General features: G+C 38.2%; 14 protein-coding genes. 6 read left to right on the top strand and 8 right to left on the bottom strand.

The genetic code is table 11. The annotated features are described in order from the left end of the window. Nucleotides 1-86 precede the first annotated feature (86 nt). The 3 genes from FGD67_RS16905 to pspA are packed head-to-tail and all read right to left on the bottom strand — an operon-like array spanning nt 87 to nt 1,512. On the bottom strand, nt 87-563 hold the full coding sequence (locus tag FGD67_RS16905; RefSeq protein WP_257172241.1) for a PspC domain-containing protein: 477 nt from the start codon (nt 561-563) through the stop codon (nt 87-89). Then, on the bottom strand, nt 560-787 hold the full coding sequence (pspB, locus tag FGD67_RS16900) for an envelope stress response membrane protein PspB (RefSeq protein WP_257172240.1): 228 nt from the start codon (nt 785-787) through the stop codon (nt 560-562). Before pspB ends, FGD67_RS16905 begins: the two co-directional genes overlap by 4 nt. 56 nt (nt 788-843) lie before the next feature. Then, complete coding sequence (gene pspA, locus FGD67_RS16895) at nt 844-1,512, bottom strand: phage shock protein PspA (protein WP_257172239.1); 669 nt, start codon at nt 1,510-1,512, stop codon at nt 844-846. Nucleotides 1,513-1,703: 191 nt separating this feature from the next. Here pspA and pspF point away from each other — a divergent pair, with 191 nt between their 5' ends. Genes pspF through FGD67_RS16865 form a run of 6 tightly spaced genes read left to right on the top strand, consistent with a single transcriptional unit; the run spans nt 1,704 to nt 8,111 of the window. Beyond that, the gene (gene pspF, locus FGD67_RS16890; protein ID WP_257172238.1) at nt 1,704-2,798 is read left to right on the top strand and encodes a phage shock protein operon transcriptional activator; all 1,095 of its coding nucleotides are present in this window, start codon (nt 1,704-1,706) and stop codon (nt 2,796-2,798) included. Nucleotides 2,799-2,807: 9 nt separating this feature from the next. After that, nucleotides 2,808-4,424: an ABC transporter substrate-binding protein gene (locus FGD67_RS16885; protein ID WP_257172237.1), complete on the top strand. Its 1,617-nt coding sequence runs from the start codon at nt 2,808-2,810 to the stop codon at nt 4,422-4,424. A 1-nt stretch (nt 4,425) separates the two neighbouring features. After that, nucleotides 4,426-5,454, top strand: coding sequence for an ABC transporter permease subunit (locus FGD67_RS16880; protein WP_257172236.1), 1,029 nt, complete (start codon nt 4,426-4,428; stop codon nt 5,452-5,454). Continuing rightward, nucleotides 5,444-6,337, top strand: a complete 894-nt coding sequence (locus tag FGD67_RS16875; protein WP_257172235.1) for an ABC transporter permease subunit — start codon at nt 5,444-5,446, stop codon at nt 6,335-6,337. The genes FGD67_RS16880 and FGD67_RS16875 overlap by 11 nt, the downstream gene beginning before the upstream one ends. After that, the gene (locus tag FGD67_RS16870; protein WP_257172234.1) at nt 6,337-7,329 is read left to right on the top strand and encodes an oligopeptide/dipeptide ABC transporter ATP-binding protein; all 993 of its coding nucleotides are present in this window, start codon (nt 6,337-6,339) and stop codon (nt 7,327-7,329) included. The genes FGD67_RS16875 and FGD67_RS16870 overlap by 1 nt, the downstream gene beginning before the upstream one ends. Beyond that, nucleotides 7,326-8,111 carry an ATP-binding cassette domain-containing protein gene (locus tag FGD67_RS16865; protein ID WP_257172233.1) on the top strand — a complete coding sequence of 262 codons (786 nt, stop codon included), beginning with the start codon at nt 7,326-7,328 and terminating at the stop codon, nt 8,109-8,111. Before FGD67_RS16870 ends, FGD67_RS16865 begins: the two co-directional genes overlap by 4 nt. Before the next feature lie 303 nt (nt 8,112-8,414). On the opposite strand, the gene FGD67_RS16860 is transcribed toward FGD67_RS16865, so the two are convergent. From FGD67_RS16860 to ccmI, 5 genes are all read right to left on the bottom strand, one after another. Further along, nucleotides 8,415-10,322, bottom strand: coding sequence for a SurA N-terminal domain-containing protein (locus FGD67_RS16860; RefSeq protein WP_257172232.1), 1,908 nt, complete (start codon nt 10,320-10,322; stop codon nt 8,415-8,417). A 360-nt stretch (nt 10,323-10,682) separates the two neighbouring features. Then, entirely contained in the window at nt 10,683-11,195 is a 513-nt protein-coding gene (locus FGD67_RS16855) for a cytochrome c-type biogenesis protein (protein ID WP_257172231.1), read from the bottom strand. Further along, complete coding sequence (locus FGD67_RS16850) at nt 11,195-11,746, bottom strand: DsbE family thiol:disulfide interchange protein (RefSeq protein ID WP_257172230.1); 552 nt, start codon at nt 11,744-11,746, stop codon at nt 11,195-11,197. The genes FGD67_RS16855 and FGD67_RS16850 overlap by 1 nt, the downstream gene beginning before the upstream one ends. 4 nt (nt 11,747-11,750) lie before the next feature. Next, a complete protein-coding gene (locus FGD67_RS16845; RefSeq protein WP_257172229.1) occupies nt 11,751-13,736 on the bottom strand; it encodes a heme lyase CcmF/NrfE family subunit in 1,986 nt (661 codons plus the stop codon). A gap of 161 nt (nt 13,737-13,897) precedes the next feature. Next, the gene (gene ccmI, locus FGD67_RS16840; protein WP_257172228.1) at nt 13,898-15,160 is read right to left on the bottom strand and encodes a c-type cytochrome biogenesis protein CcmI; all 1,263 of its coding nucleotides are present in this window, start codon (nt 15,158-15,160) and stop codon (nt 13,898-13,900) included. Between the last annotated feature and the right edge of the window lie 1,482 nt (nt 15,161-16,642).

Genomic DNA, 16,642 nt, shown 5'->3' with positions numbered 1-16,642 from the left:
CTAGCGGTTTTTAAGTTTTGATAACAGTACTTTATCGGACTTACTGATAAATTTTTGCCAATAAAAAAGCGGCTTAACCGCTTTTTTTATAACTTATTTATTTCTCGTGAAACCGTGAACTCGGGCGATGTTACATAACGTTCAATAACCTGTAATTCTAGCTCTAAGGTTTTAAATTTACGTCTAATGTCATGAAAAGCTTGCTTTGGTGGCTCTCCTGCTTGCCAAACCCTTGACTTCACTTTAATCGATTCATTAGTAATATCTTCATCAAAGCGCTGTTGCTTTGCCGTTCGTTGCTGCGCCGTTTGTGCTTGAGCATTATTAGCTTGTTGCCCATTACGATGAATATTAGCCGCATTGCCAGATTTTTTATCCAAGATAAACCATGCAGCAATATAGATAACAATAAACCATCCCATGCCTAACAATACACCTGAAACTACCAATATACGCACCAGCCAAGTTTCCCAGCCAAAGTAATCGGCAATACCTGCACAAACTCCGGCTAATTTTCCTTGGCTCGTATTTCTATATAACTCACCTCGGCCTTTACTGGTCATAATTTATTTCTCCACTCCGGCGTTTCAGCATCCAAAATAGCTTCTAAAGTTTTAATTCTATCAGCCATTTTATCAGCGAGTTCAGACAGCTCTGATAACTGAATATACTCTTCTTCACTAAAGCCCTGACTAATTTGTCGTTTACTACGATAGTGTAAAATCAACCAGATAGGTGCTACGACTATCATAAATATAATAACTGGAGCGACAATAATCTCTTCCACAATACTTCCCCTTACTTGCACCTAATTCCAGGCATGCGTTGTTAACGGCTAATTATTTACTTTTTAGCTTCTGATTTCATTTTAGCTTTTAATGCGGCTAATTCATCATCAACTTTTTCATCAGAGGCTAAATCAGCAATTTCATCAGCTAACGACTTACTGCCCATATCATAAGACTCGACTTGTGCTTCGATATCATCAATTTTACGTTCATAGCGATCAAAACGACTTAAAGCATCATTAACACGATCACTGTCGATATTCTTTTTCACTTTCAATCGAGAGCTAGCAGTTTTTTCACGCATAATAATTGCTTTTTGACGTGATTTTGCATCTGCTAACTTATCTTGTAACTGCGATATTTCATCTTGAAGTTTTGCTATATGGCCATCTACGTGTTCTAGTTCATCACGTAGAGTCCCTGCACTTTCAAGACATTTTTTCTTTTCCATTAATGCTGCACGTGCTAAATCTTCACGATCTTTACTTAGCGCTAACTCAGCTTTATCTTGCCATTGCGCGGCATCAGATTCAAAGCGATTGGCTTGACGTGCTAATTCTTTTTTATCTGCTAATGTTTTTGCTGATGAAGAACGTACTTCAACTAGCGTGTCTTCCATTTCTTGTATGATCAAGCGCACCATTTTTGCAGGATCTTCTGCTTTGTCTAATAAGTTGTTAATATTAGAATTAATGATATCTGTGAACCTTGAAAAAACACCCATAATTACTTCCTCGTTCAAAAAATTACGTTAATTGTCTTGCCTTTTACTATTCATGTTTTGCGCCAAGTTTTTAAAACATAGTAACAATATGAATAATAAAGCTTTATTAATATTTAAAAAAAGACTTCTATCTCAGCTGTTAATAAAATACACTATTTGTTAGTGAAAAAAACCAATTATTAGGTCAGTAAATGGCACGTTTCAATCAACAAGATAACCTCATTGGTCAATCTAATAACTTTTTAGAAGTTTTAGAGCAAATTTCTCAGATCGCCCCCTTAAGTAAACCGGTACTCATTATTGGTGAACGCGGTACCGGTAAAGAGCTGGTCGCTGCGCGCTTACATTATTTGTCAAGGCGCTGGGATCAAAATTATCTTAAACTCAATTGTGCCGCATTAAATGAAAATTTATTAGAAAGTGAGTTATTTGGTTATGACAGTGGCGCTTTTACTGGTGCAAGTAAGCGCCATGAAGGTCGTTTTGAACGTGCAGATAACGGCACATTATTTTTAGATGAAATTGCCAATACCTCAGGGTTAATTCAAGAAAAACTATTGCGCGTTGTTGAATATGGTGAATTTGAACGTGTTGGTGGCTCAAGAACTATTAAAACCAATGCTCGACTCGTCGCTGCAACCAATGAAGACTTGCCATCAATGGCAGCAGCAGGGGAATTTCGAGCTGATCTTTTAGATAGATTAGCCTTTGATGTTATAACACTACCGCCGTTGCGTGAACGTTTAGACGATATACTGGTATTAGCTGAACACTTTGCCATTAATATGGCACGTGAACTCGAGTTTGAACTTTTCAGCGGCTTTACCGAAAAAGCTAAGCGCGCCCTGCTTGAATATCACTGGCCGGGAAACATTCGTGAATTAAAAAATGTGGTTGAACGTAGTGTTTATCGCTGTAACAACCCACACTTACCAGTGCACGAGCTAGTGATTGACCCATTTGAATCTCCTTATCGCCCATCTAAACGCATTAAAACTCAAGATCGAATTATTGCCACACCAACAAGCGATATTGCTGAACAGAGCATTGAAACACCAAAAAAACTAGTACAGAAAATCCAACCTATGGCCAAAGCTTTGCAATTCCCATTGTCGTTAAAAACCTTGTCACAGGACTATGAAGTCGATTTGATCAAGTCAGCACTGGCTAATTGCCAATATAATCAAAAGAAAACAGCTGATGCCTTAGAATTAACCTATCATCAATTAAGAGGCTACTTAAAAAAATATAATTTACTTGATTCAAGTAGTGCAGACGAAGAATAAGTATTCACTATGACTTACTGTAAATTCAACTATTACAACTATTTGGCACTATTTATCATAGTGCTATCGGGCTGTGACTCAAACGAAACGCTTTCTTTAAGTAAAAAAAGTATTATTTACTGCAGTGAAGGCGCACCTGAAAGTTTTAATCCCCAAACCGTTACCTCTGGTACTACCATAGATGCAACAGCCAATCAGTTGTATAACCGTTTAATAGAATTTAACCCTACTGATAATTCAATTATTCCAGCTATCGCAAAATCATGGCATGTCACACGCGATGGTAAAATGGTAACTTTCTATTTACGCAAAGATATTGAGTTTCATCAAACAACCTACTTTTCGCCAACACGCACTCTCAACGCTGATGACGTATTGTTTAGCTTTAACCGTATGCTTGATGAAAATCATCAATATCACCCCATTTCTGGCGGTAAATATCCTTTCTTTCAGAATGCCCAACTAGTTAATTTGATTGATAGTATAGAAAAAATCAACGACTACACCATTCGCTTTCAATTAACACATTCTGATAGCTCATTTCTCGCCAATATTGGTGGTAATTCAGCCGTTATCTTGTCAAAAGAATATGCTGATGAATTAGTTGAACTGAACACTATGCAAGAAATAGATATGCTGCCAATTGGCACAGGGCCATTTAAATTTAAACAATATAGCTCTGGTGCGTTTATTCGCTATGAACCTCATGCCAATTATTGGCGTGGTAAGTCTGAACTTAAACAATTAGTGTTTGATATCACACCACGAGATACCGGACGCTTAACGAAATTATTAGCCGGTGAATGTGACATTATTGCCTACCCAATCGCCCATGAAAAAATTAAGCAGCACCCCAACCTCACTTTGGAGTCGGTCACTTCCTTTAATGTCGGCTATTTTGGTTTTAATACCAGTAAGCCCCCATTTAACGACCCGTTAGTTAGAAAAGCGCTATCTTACGCGATAAATAAACAAGCAATTCTAGAAACCGTTTATACCGGACAAGCTGAAATTGCAGATGGTTTGATCCCAAACTCTTCTTGGGCCTATGATTCATCAATAACAAGTCAAGAGTATTCAATAACTAAAGCTCAAGCATTGCTAGCGGAAGCTGGCTATAGCGAAGGTTTTTCAATGGACTTATGGGCGATGCCGGTACAGCGAGCTTATAACCCTGACGCTGTGACTATGGCAAAACTTATCCAAGCTGACTTACAAAAAATAGGTGTCGATGTAGAAATAGTTTTTGACTATGAATGGGCTACTTTTTTACGAAAAATCTCCGAGGGTGAACACCAAAGCGTGTTATTAGGTTGGTCTGCTGATCACCCAGATCCAGACAACTTTTTTTCAACATTACTCAGCTGCGCATCAGCAATTACCGGTAGTAATAGAACCTTTTGGTGTAATGAAGAGTTCGATCAACTTATCCAAAGCGCATTGCAGACCAGTAATATTAACCGTAGAAAAGCCTATTATTCTAAGGCGTTAAAATTAATTAATGAAGAGGTACCATTAATTCCTATTGCTCATTCTAAAAGGTATCAAGCAAGAGCGAACAACATTAACGGTAGTCTATTACGCTCAATAGGTGGCATCGACTTCAATGGGGTGACCAAAAACTAATATGCTAATTTTTACTCTACGACGTTTTAGTTTATTCTTTTTTACTATGTGGCTATTAACAATATTATCCTTTAGCTTGAGCTTTTTATTTCCTGGTGAACAATTAATTAATCTGACAGGGCAAATAAACGCCTCAGCTGAGCAATTAACTGCTTTAGCTAATGAATATCAGCAACAAGCAAGTTTATTGACACAATATTTCAGTTACGTCAGTCATCTATTTCACGGTGAAATGGGCTATTCAATGACCAGTCACCTACCGATAATGACAGAAATTATGAACCGTTTACCCGCGACAGTCGAATTAACCTGTGTCGCACTGCTCGTTGCTATGTTTTTTGGTATTCCTATTGGTTTCTGTGCGGCTATTTATCACAGAAAAGCGGCTGACAACGTTATATTAGCCATTGCAATGATTGGTTATTCAATCCCCGTTTTCTGGCTAGGGATCTTAGCTATCTTGGTATTTTCTATTCAATTAGGTTGGTTACCATCGGCAGGTCAGATAAGTCTATTATTCGAAATACCACATGTAACCGGTTTGCAGTTGATCGATATCTTACTCAGCGATAGTGAGTATAAATGGCAAGCCTTTCAAGATGCTACACGTCACCTAATCTTACCCGTTATTGTTGTTGCCTTAGCACCTGCAACTATTTTTATGCGCTTAGCCCGAACAGCCATGCTGGAGGTTCTAGACACCCATTACATTAAAGCAGCAAAAGCCAAGGGCTTAACTTTTAGTCAAATTATTTATCGACATGCCATGCGTAATGCGGTAATTAAAGTTATTCGGGACGTTGGTTTACAGTTTGCTCACCTTATAACCATTGCCATGGTTACCGAAGTGATTTTTAGTTGGCCAGGCATTGGCCGCTGGTTAATAGAAAGCATATATCAGCGCGACTATACGGCGATTCAGGGGGGACTTATTGTGCTATCAAGCTTTATATTTATTGTCCATATTATTATTGATTTTTTCTATGCGGCGCTTAACCCCTTAGCTCGGGAGCCTAATCATGGCACGTGATAAGATTTATCTCGAAGAAGAGTTCCCTACACCATTAATGCAGTTATGGCATAACTTCAAACAACCACCGGTGGTTTTGATTGGTTTTGGTTGTTTTTTATTTCTCATTGCTTTGGCCGTATTGGCGAGTGTCATCACGCCATACTCTTCTGTAGAGAACCACCTAGATCACTTGTTATTGCCACCAGCATGGAGTGATGAAGGTAATGTTAGCTTTTTACTGGGCACAGATAACCTAGGTAGAGATATGTTATCGCGTTTAATGCACGGTGCCTCATTAACCTTTGGTTTAAGTATTATTGTCGTTATGGCGTCATTAATAATTGGCGTGATTATTGGCTCACTATCAGCCTTAACTAGCGGGATTAAATCAAGCATTCTAAATCACTTTCTCGATGTTATTTTGTCCATACCGTCGCTACTGCTAGCCATTATCATTGTTGCAATATTAGGCCCAGGTTTAGAAAATACTTTATGGGCAATTATTATGGTGCTCATTCCGCAATTCGTCCATATAACTCGCAACGCAGTAAAAGAAGAGTTTGCTAAGGATTATGTCTTAGCATCACGCCTTGATGGTGCTAGCTCAATTAGAATATTGTGGTATTCAATTTTCCCTAATATTATCGAAAAATTAATTAGCCAAGCAACACTTGCTCAATCAACAGCAATTCTCGAAATTGCCGCATTAGGATTTTTAGGTTTAGGCGCTCCTATTCCTATGCCTGAATGGGGCGCAATGTTAGCCAATGGTATTGACTTCTTTTATATTGCCCCTTGGACCGTTTATCTACCGGGTTTAGCAATTTTATTTTCAGTTATTGCAACAAACCTCGTCGGTGAAGGCATGCGTCATGCGCTTAAAGTGCGCAAGGAAAATTAATGAATTTAATTGATATTCGAAACCTTTCCATTGAACTGCAGACGACAACACAACCAATCCTTGCTGTCGACAGGGTCAATTTAACCATGAAAGAAGGCGAAGTTAGAGGTTTGGTTGGCGAATCAGGCTCTGGAAAGTCATTATTAGCACAAGCCATTGTTGGCGTGCTCGACGAAAAGTGGAAAGTTGATGCCGACCGTTTTCACTGGCGAGGTAATGATTTAATGCGACTTTCGCCTGAAGAAAGAAAAGCCATTATATCCAAAGATGTTGCAATGATTTTTCAAGAACCTATGGCCTGTTTAGATCCGACCACCACCATAGGAGAGCAACTAGAGGAAGCTGTAGATGTTGAGCAGTTAACCGGATTTTTTTGGCAAAAGCGACAACAACGCAAACTTGCTGCTATTAATTTATTGCACAAAGTGGGCATTAAGCAGCACGAGGTTTGTGTTAAAAGCTTTCCACATCAATTAACCGATGCACTATGTCAGCGAGTTATGATAGCCATGGCCTTAGCACGCCGTCCTATGCTGCTCATTGCTGATGAACCTACTGCTGCAATGGAAAGTACTAATCAAGGGCAAATATTTCGCCTACTCGCCAGTCTAAATCAACTGAAAAATATGTCGATATTATTGATCAGCCATGACTTAGAAAATGTTACCCATTGGACTAACGCGATCACCGTAATGTACAGTGGCCAATTTGTTGAAGCTGGCACAACCGAACAAATATTTAATCAACCTTATCACCCCTATACTAGAGCATTGGTTGACAGTAGTCCGAAAGCCAATAGAATGATACCCAATAAGTCCAGATTGATGACCTTACCTGGCAGTATTCCAATTTTGCAACATTTACCTATCGGTTGTCGCTTAGGCCCTAGATGTCCACGTGCGCAACAAAAATGCGTGCACGCACCGAAAATTACAAACTTTCATGGTCATCAAGTGAGTTGCCATTTCCCATTAAAGGATAGTTACTCGTGAGTAATGTGCTATTACAAGTTATTAATTTAAGTAAAACCTATAAAGATAAAAATTACTGGTTTAACCGTAAATGCGTGGCCGCATTAGAGCCACTATCTTTTGATATTATGGCGCATAAAACTTTGGCCATTGTTGGAGAAACTGGCTCAGGTAAATCCACTTTAGCCAAGTTACTGGTTGGTGCTGAATTGCCGACGACCGGTCACATTCGTTTAAATGGTCAAACGCTAGCACCAGGAAATTTTAAGCAACGTTGCCAACATATTCGTATGATATTTCAAGACTCAGGCACAACCTTAAATCCCAGTCTGACTATTGAGCAGCTATTAGATGAGCCCCTGCAACTCAATACCGATCTTGATGAAACCGAACGTCATCAATTGATCCGTGACACTTTAAAGAAAGTAGGTTTACTGGCTGAACATATGAGTTTTTACCCTCATATGTTTTCTGGTGGTCAAAAGCAGCGTATTTCATTAGCACGAGCGATTATCTTGAAACCGCAAGTGATCATTCTTGATGAAGCATTAGCCTCACTTGATCCCTCACTACGCTCTCAAATAATAAATTTGCTGTTAGATTTACAGCAGCAGATGGGATTAGCATTTATATTGATTTCTCATAACCTAGGCATTGTCAGGCACTTCAGTGACGACATGATGGTGTTATGTAAAGGTAAAGTCTTAGAGGTTGGTAAAACGACTGATATATTGCAAAAGCCTCAGCACAAATATACTAAAAAGCTCATCATGAGCCAGCGTTTCCAACTTTTACACCGTTAACTAAAATAACCCCAGTTCGGGTTAAGCTACTTTACCCAACAATGCTATTTAAACGCCTATCAGCGTTATTTTTACGCCCAATAGCTCGCTGTTGGTTTGTAAAAATTCCTTGCTAAGCGCCTAAATTCCATCATTGCGCTTTTTTTAATCTTTCACTTAAAAAATATCGTGAATAATTTAGCCAATAACACTATGAATCAACAGGTTATAAAGTCCATTAACCCGAACTTAGGTTAAATAGTGAAATTTTGATAATAAAAAACCAGCCTGTTGGCTGGTTTTTTTGAATTGAGCTCTTAAAAGCTAGTATTGAGAACTTGGTGCTGCTATTTCTCGACGAACAATATCCGCATCTGCTTTTAGCGATTCTATGTAACTTAAATAGGCCGCTTGTGCTAATTGCTGGGTTAATTGCTGTGATAAATTAGCTGACGCTGTTACTTCACCATCGTTCACCGCTTGTACTTCTAATAATGCTAAGTTGCCATTACTTAAGTTAACGGTTGTTGCTGAAACAGTGTCTTCGTTAGGACGAGGTAATTTGAATGCTTCTCTAGCTAAACTTGCATCTAAACCACTACCAACGCGAGCAACCGAAGCTTTAACTTCCATTGTTGCACCAATCTCTGCTAATTGCTCCGTAATATCAGTACCCGCTTTAAATGCAACTAATAGCTCATCTGCAACAGTTAGTGCTTTTTCTGAAGCTTTTTGCGCAATAAGCATATCTCTAATTTGCGGGCTAACTTCAGCTAATGGTTTAACGCTGGCTCCTTGATATTCATTCAAGCGCATTACAATCGCTAAGTTGTCACTTACTTCAACAATGTCAGAGTTTAATTGTTCATTAATTACAAGGTCAGAAAAGGCAATATCGACAACAGCGCTAACATTAAACGGTGCAATATTATTGCCACGAGTTAACCAGTCAGAAGTTTTTACTGTGGTATTTATCGCACCAGCAGCGTCTTCTAAACTATCTGGAAACTCAAAGCTTAAACGTGCAATTTCTTGCTGTAGCTCAAAAAATTTATCTTGTGCTTTTTCATTTTTCGCTTTAGCAACTAAGACATCACGAACGTCTGCGAGGCTCTGGACATTTTCAGCTTTATAATCAGTTAATTTAATAATGTGAAAACCAAAATCTGTTTTAACCACATCACTAACACTGCCAATATCCGTTAAAGCAAACGCTGCTTCATCAAAGGCTGCATCCATAACACCAGCATCAATCCAATCAAGATCACCGCCATTTTCACCACTGAAGGTATCATCTGAATTTTCTTTTGCTAATGTAGCAAAGTCTTCACCTGCATGAACTTTTACCAGTAATGCATCGGCACGGGTTTTAGCACTCGCTTCATCATCACCAAATTCAACTAAAATATGGGCAACACGGCGTTGTTCTTCATCACGGTATTGACTTATGTTCGTTTGATAATAAGCTTCGATATCGGCATCGGTTAACACTATTGTCTTGGCAATATCATTAACATCAAGCGTGATGTAATTAACCTTGACTTGCTCTTGATTTTCAAAACGCGTTTGATTAGCAAGGTAATAGTCATTAATTTCTTCGTCGCTTAATTCCACCGTCGCTTTAAATTGCTCAGCATCAATGGTTGCAAAACGAATATCACGTTGCTGGTTTTGTAGCGCAGTATATATGTCTTCTTGATAAGGCAAGCTAAATTCACTGGCAACTAACGCTTGCGTCAGTTGTCGACGCGTCATTTCTGTACGTAAATAATCACGAAAATCAGACGACTGATAAAAGCCAGCTTGATTGATCATCGCTAAATAGCGATTATTATCAAAAATACCATCAATTTGAAATTCTGGCATATTACGAATAGTACTTTTAATACGTTGGTCCGCCACACGAATAGCAAGCGAGGCTGAGTTTTGGTCAACAAGTTTTTGATTAATTAAACTGTCAACTACACCATCACGAAAGTTTTTCATGTAGCCAGGGTCAGCCGATAATGTTTCAAACATATCACCAAATTGCTGCGCCATGCGATTACGCTGTGCTTGATAAGCTTTATTAAACTCATCTTGTGATATTTTTTCACCATTAACATCTGCAACAGAAGTGTCAACAGAGTTGTTGTAGCTACCAATGCCAGCAACAGCGAAGGTTAAAATAATAAAACCAAGAATAATCTTAGCGGTTAATCCTTGAGAGCTTTCTCGAATATTTTCTAACATCTTTATCTCTTTACACGAGGGTATGGTACTTTCGGTGTGATTTTTGAGGTTTTAACTTACCCCTATTATACGTTTTAGTTGTTCCGTAACCCTGCCAATGAACAAGTGAATTTCACTCCAATAACAAACTAACAAGGTTATTTTACCAACTTACACGCTTTAAAATCACAATTTGAACGGGCATGTTAGCCCAATAATAATGAAAATGAAACTCTTTTACTCTGGCGATGAAATAACGGTCAAATAACCACCAACTTGCTTTGAAAATAGACTTTCACAATTTCAGCTTTTAGATCAAAAAAGAGTAAGCGTTACTGTAACACTTACTCTATTTTTGCATCGAAGTAGCGGGATTAATTTTTATTTCTTATTAAGAATATCATCCAAATTAGCTTGCTCGCTCGACGATAGATTAAGCTCACTTGCCTTAAGTTTGCTACGTCGACGTAAAACAAATATTAAACTGACAATAAAGCCCATCAGAATGACCAGGGGTCCAAACCATAAAATATAGGTTTGCTTGGTTAATTGTGGACGATATAACACAAAATCTCCGTAGCGATAAACCATAAAATCGATAATTTCCTGATCGCTCTTGCCCTCTTGTAAGAGGTTATACAAGTTTTTCCTTAGATCGACAGCTATTTTAGAGTTTGAATCGGCTAAATTTTGGTTTTGGCACTTAGGACAACGTAACTCTTTCGATAAAACTTGAAAGCGTACTTTAGTTGCTTCATCTTTGAACTGAAAAGTGTCAACAGGACTTGCATTAGCACTACTTATCGACAAGAAACTCAACAATATAATACTGACTGCAAAGCCAATCGTTTTTTGCAACCTAGCTATATAATTGTGTTTTGCTTGATGCTTCATTAAGATGCCCCTTGTGCCATTTCAGCTACTATAACCTCAATTAACGGCAAGAACTCTTTTTTCCATACCATATCATTAATTGGCCCAGCAAAACGCTTACGTATAATGCCTTTATGATCAATCACAAAAGTTTCAGGCGCACCAAAAACACCAATATCTAAACCTAAAGCCCCTTGCTCATCAAAAATAGATAGCACATAGGGATCTTTGTATTGCTTCAACCACTGTAAGGCAGCATTACGATCATCAGTAAAATTAAGGCCATAGAGCTTAATACGTGGATCTTGAGCAATATTGAGTAAATATGGGTGTTCATATTTACACTGTATACACCAAGTAGCCCAGACGTTAAGTAAGACAATATCACCTTGTAAATCATCACGGCCCAACATTTGCTCTGGTGCTGTTAAGCTTGGTAATTCGAACTCAGGTAGAGGTTTACCTATCATAGCCGACGGCATCGATTGAGGATTAAGAAACAAGCCTCTATAAAGTAAAACCCCTAATAAAATAAATAAAATTAATGGTATAAAACGGATAATACTTTTCATTAATTTATGCCTCTTGTAAAACGACAGGGTTAGATTGTTTAAGCTTTTCTTCTGTAGCTAATACGCGCTTGCGATAACGTTTACTCAATATCGCTAAAAAGCCACCTATTGCCATGAAGAACCCACCTAACCAAATCCAGACAATGAACGGCTTATAATATAAACGCATTGACCAAGAGTTTTGGCCCAATGGGTCACCTAACGCCACATAAATATCACGTAATAAGTTGGTATGTATACCCGCTTCTGTCATGCCCATGCTTTCGACCGTATAAGTGCGCTGTTCAGGTTTTAATAGCGTTATAAACTCACCATCAAGTAAGACATTAACTTGACCTTGAATGGCACTATAGTTAGGGCCTAAAACATTTTTTGTACCTGCAAATTCAATGGTATAGCCTGATAACTTTACACTTTCACCTGGTGACATTTTAACATTAATTTCTTTTTCATAAGAAGACACCATAGTGACACCAATAACGGTAATCGCAATACCAGCATGAGCAACAGCCATACCTATATGATTAAGCGGAACAGCTGAAAACTTCCAACGTCCATCCGCTTGTTTAGCGTTATTAAATACGTCTTTTAATACTGCTAATACAATCCAGCAACCTAAGGTCATACCAACAAAGACCATAAAGTTGAATTCACCGGCAAACAGAAATGGCCAAATAATACCGAACAAGACACTAAAAATAGAAATAAAGTTCAAGTGTTTAGATAGCTCGCCTTTGCGGGCTTTTTTCCAGCGAATAAGTGGCCCTATGCCCATAAAAACAAATAACGCGATCATCATCGGAATAAATACCGCATTGAAGTAAGGGGCACCAACTGAAATTTTGCCCAATCCCATGGCATCAATAATCAGCGGATATAATGTGCCTAATAAAATGGTCACGGTTGCCGTAATTAAAATCGACATAGCAACTAAAATAGTATTTTCACGTGAATATAGCGTAAAGCGATTAGGGCTGCTGACATTAGAGGCTCTAATAGCATATAAGGTTAATGAACCGCCCACCGCTATCGCTAACAAGACTAATAAGTACATACCTCGCCCTGGATCAACAGCGAAAGAGTGTACTGAGGTAATAACCCCTGAGCGTACCAAGAAGGCACCAAGTAAATTCAATGAAAATGTAAATATCGCCAGTAATAAAGTCCAGTGTTTAAAAGTATTACGTTGCTCTGTTACCGCCAGTGCATGTATTAACGCTGTACCTGCAAGCCAAGGCATAAATGAAACGTTCTCTACAGGATCCCAGAACCACCAACCGCCCCAACCAAGTTCATAATAAGCCCACCAACTACCTAGGGCGATACCAACCGATAGAAATGACCAAGCAGCTACGGTCCAAGGGCGTGACCAACGAGCCCAAGCCGCGTCCATTTTTCCCGCCATTAAAGCCGCAATAGCAAAGGCAAAAGCAACAGAAAAACCAACATAGCCCATATACAACATTGGTGGATGAATAATTAAACCAATATCTTGTAATAATGGGTTTAAATCTCGCCCTTCCATTGGAAAATTAGGCAGCAAACGTTCAAATGGATTAGAAGTGAGCAAGGTAAATAAAATAAAACCGACAGCGATCATGCCCATGACCGCTAAAACGCGTGCAACAAACTCTCGCTCTAATTGTTTACTAAAAACACCAACGGCAAAGGTCCAACCAGTTAAAGCGAATACCCAAAATAACATTGAGCCTTCATGCCCCCCCCACACCGCACTAATTTTAAAATAGTAAGGTAAGAGGCTGTTCGAATGATTGGCAATATATTTAACTGAAAAATCATCGACGGTAAAACTATAAGCTAATAAACAAATACTAATGCCGACAAAGAAAAATAAACCAAAGCTTAAAGGTTTGGCACTATTGATTAATTGTTGATTGTTCTGCGCAACACCTATTAGCGGCACTATGCTTAAACATAAAGCAAAAGCTAATCCGATAATGAGGGCGAAATGGCCGAGCTCTGGGATCATGATAATTCCTGTAAATCAATGTTAAAACATTATTAAAACTAAACTCAATTTAACTCACACAGCTAAAGTTAACGTTAGTTAATTTCAAATCTTCTCTAAGCCTATGCTACGGTAACTACCGCTAGTGAACATAATTACTGCAGCACAGAATCAATTATCTCTTATGGTACTTGCGCCGATATTTGCATGTTAATCGGACTTTTTTCCATCACATCTATATCAAGCACTTCAACTTTGAAGTCACCTGGCTTAATGCCAACATTGCCTTGCATAGATACCACCGCGTAGATATGAACTTTATCAACACTACTCAAGCGCATTTGCGGCGTCATCGCTTGCTTATCATCTAAAACAATACTTAATGGTAAATCACTGGCTTTAATTTTTACCGCAGCCAAAGGCATACGAGGACCATCTGCTGCAATAGCATAAATAAATACCGTTTTGTCTTCACTGTTCATTAATGCCTTTTGAACATTTGACGCTAAAGAAACATTAACATTAAGTCGAGGTAATGTCGGGTCAACTCCTTGTGCAGTTTCTGTTAATGCACCGCCATCACTACTCATACGTAATTGATTTTTAGCTTCTTCTACCGCCCCTATTAAAGCTTGCTTGCTGATACCTGGACGGTCACTGTTTAAAACAGTTTCCCAGTACTTTACTGCTTTTGCAAAGTCTCGATTACTAAAACTGTCCATACCTAACAGGATGTTGGTAGAGGCATCAAGTGAATCTAAAGCTAAAGCTTTATCTATAACTAATTGAATATCGTCATTTATCACTTGATTATTTTTATAATACATCGCCTGAGCCTTCGGCCCTAGCAACTCGGCATGCTCACCTACTTGCGTTATAACACCGTCAAAGGCTTCAATAGCATTATCAAACTCACCAACTGAAATATAAGCCTGACCTAAACTAAATAGTGCTTGGGAATTCGTTGGATCATTTGCGATTTCTTGCTGAAGTTGTTGTAAGCGATAAGCAAGCATTTGCTCTGGAGACAATTCACTGTGAGCGTCACTTTCATTCAGCGCAGCAGGTGAGTTTAATTGTGGGTAAGCACCAAGGATCATATAGCTATAGAAGCTCAGACTAACAATGGCAAAAGCAATACCAACCGGCCATAGCCAAGACTTTTGTTGCTGCTCTGTAATATTGTTTTCGCTTGAGTTAGCATCTTGTAAAAGTGTTTTGTCTAGTTCGGCTTTCAATTGCAGAAAACTGTCTTGTTCAATACTGCCTTCTGCTAGGTCATGCTCTAACTGTGATAAATGCTCATGATAAAGTGTCACATTAGTTTCTTGTCGAATATTCCCATTTTCCGCACCAATAGCATTATTTGCTGCAGTAAAAATTCGCCATACAATAAGTAATGCTATTACGATTAGTAATAAAATTGCCAGCCAAAATGTAGTCATATTATTTAATTTATACCTATAATTGTCGAATAAGACGCGTTAATTAAATTTATTAAAACGAATACCTAATGTTCTACGATGTTGCTTTTAAGCGCGGTAAGATTAACAATTATGGGCAGCTTTTCCTAGCTATATCACTCGGAAAAATGTCACTTTCATTTCAGTAACAACGCAAAGTTCATATACCCGAAAGCAAAAACGACATAACCTGTCTATAGCTCGCACTATTGGTGGTTAATATATCACAAAATATTCAGTCACCGCGCCATATTCAACAGTAGTAACGGAAAACTTGATTAAGGTCAAAAATAAGATAAATTGATTAATGTCACAAGTCGCTAGTACTCAATTCAGCTCTTGAGGATTTATCTAGCTGGGTATTTCACAGAATAATTGAACTTCAATACGTAAGCGCTGAGAGAAAAAAAACTTAATAGGTTTGGTATTATAAGTTTGAGAAAGCCGCTAAGTTGAGAATTAAGATAGCTTAAATACGGAAATATAGAACGTTTTAGGTTTACTTTATAAAGCAGCTTTGTCTTGATCAGGTGAGTGAGCTTTAGAAACAATTAAGCCGCTTATAAAAGCGGCCTAATCAGCAATCATTAGCAAAAGCTATTGATTAGCCATTACATGCATCTTTCAATATATCTATAAGAATTCGTTTCACTATGTGAGTGAGTGAGTGAGTCCTATGTAAATAATAGGGTTGCTTAGTACCAAGTCAGCAATACTATAACAATCGTTTCAAAACACCTATAATCTGTCTTAAATAAGATGCGCAAAACGATTGTTGGATAATAAATGAAACAATTTTTTAAAGCTACTTATATTTCCTTTATCAAAACAATGAAACAAAGAAGATAAAAACCTTCTACTTTATATATTCTTTGTATCATTGCTTTGGATAAATTAACCATGCCACTAAAGCTTTCTATAGAGATAGTTGACTAAAACCTCAAATAAAGGTCATAAATAGGCAAGCGCTGATAAGCGCACAGAGAAAAATAATACAAGAAAGGTCAATAGATAAGGTCATGGAATAGATGCATCACCATTTCCTAGCTACGCTAGGGGCGATTTAAACCCGTGGTACGCATATTTGTCATGCGACATTGATGGCAATACCTTTTGTAGATTTGATAGCCGTGAAAGAGAAGTATTGCCTCATTTATATTTACCGCGAGCACCGCCTAAACGGTTAAATTAGATGTGACAGATAAGTAAGGTTAAATTATCGGCAATGGGGATAAGGGATAGCTTTGGTTTGTTTATTCCCCATCGATAAATATTCGCTATAATAAAGCGATACCAGTGGAAAATATCATGATGAAAAGTACAGTAGAACCGATAAAATGAGTATCGACAAAGAATTCCCTCCATATTTTACTCACGAAGACCCAAAGACAATAAAGCAATCCCCATAATACAGCGTTAACTTCCCGCGGTTTCCACTTTGAGGGCCTTTTAGACATCAGCCGC

The sequence above is a fragment of the Colwellia sp. M166 genome (assembly GCF_024585285.1).
Lineage (GTDB): Bacteria > Pseudomonadota > Gammaproteobacteria > Enterobacterales > Alteromonadaceae > Cognaticolwellia.
The sequence above is the reverse complement of the archived record's forward strand: the minus strand, read 5'-3'. Positions and strand labels throughout refer to the sequence as shown.

What these genes read in the sequence shown, in the direction of transcription:
- FGD67_RS16905 (WP_257172241.1), bottom strand. Translation starts at nt 563, where the DNA reads ATGACCAGTAAAGGCCGAGGTGAGTTATATAGAAATACGAGCCAAGGA.
- pspA (WP_257172239.1), bottom strand. Translation starts at nt 1,512, where the DNA reads ATGGGTGTTTTTTCAAGGTTCACAGATATCATTAATTCTAATATTAAC.
- pspF (WP_257172238.1), top strand. Translation starts at nt 1,704, where the DNA reads ATGGCACGTTTCAATCAACAAGATAACCTCATTGGTCAATCTAATAAC.
- FGD67_RS16885 (WP_257172237.1), top strand. Translation starts at nt 2,808, where the DNA reads ATGACTTACTGTAAATTCAACTATTACAACTATTTGGCACTATTTATC.
- FGD67_RS16880 (WP_257172236.1), top strand. Translation starts at nt 4,426, where the DNA reads ATGCTAATTTTTACTCTACGACGTTTTAGTTTATTCTTTTTTACTATG.
- FGD67_RS16875 (WP_257172235.1), top strand. Translation starts at nt 5,444, where the DNA reads ATGGCACGTGATAAGATTTATCTCGAAGAAGAGTTCCCTACACCATTA.
- FGD67_RS16870 (WP_257172234.1), top strand. Translation starts at nt 6,337, where the DNA reads ATGAATTTAATTGATATTCGAAACCTTTCCATTGAACTGCAGACGACA.
- FGD67_RS16860 (WP_257172232.1), bottom strand. Translation starts at nt 10,322, where the DNA reads ATGTTAGAAAATATTCGAGAAAGCTCTCAAGGATTAACCGCTAAGATT.
- FGD67_RS16855 (WP_257172231.1), bottom strand. Translation starts at nt 11,195, where the DNA reads ATGAAGCATCAAGCAAAACACAATTATATAGCTAGGTTGCAAAAAACG.
- FGD67_RS16850 (WP_257172230.1), bottom strand. Translation starts at nt 11,746, where the DNA reads ATGAAAAGTATTATCCGTTTTATACCATTAATTTTATTTATTTTATTA.
- FGD67_RS16845 (WP_257172229.1), bottom strand. Translation starts at nt 13,736, where the DNA reads ATGATCCCAGAGCTCGGCCATTTCGCCCTCATTATCGGATTAGCTTTT.
- ccmI (WP_257172228.1), bottom strand. Translation starts at nt 15,160, where the DNA reads ATGACTACATTTTGGCTGGCAATTTTATTACTAATCGTAATAGCATTA.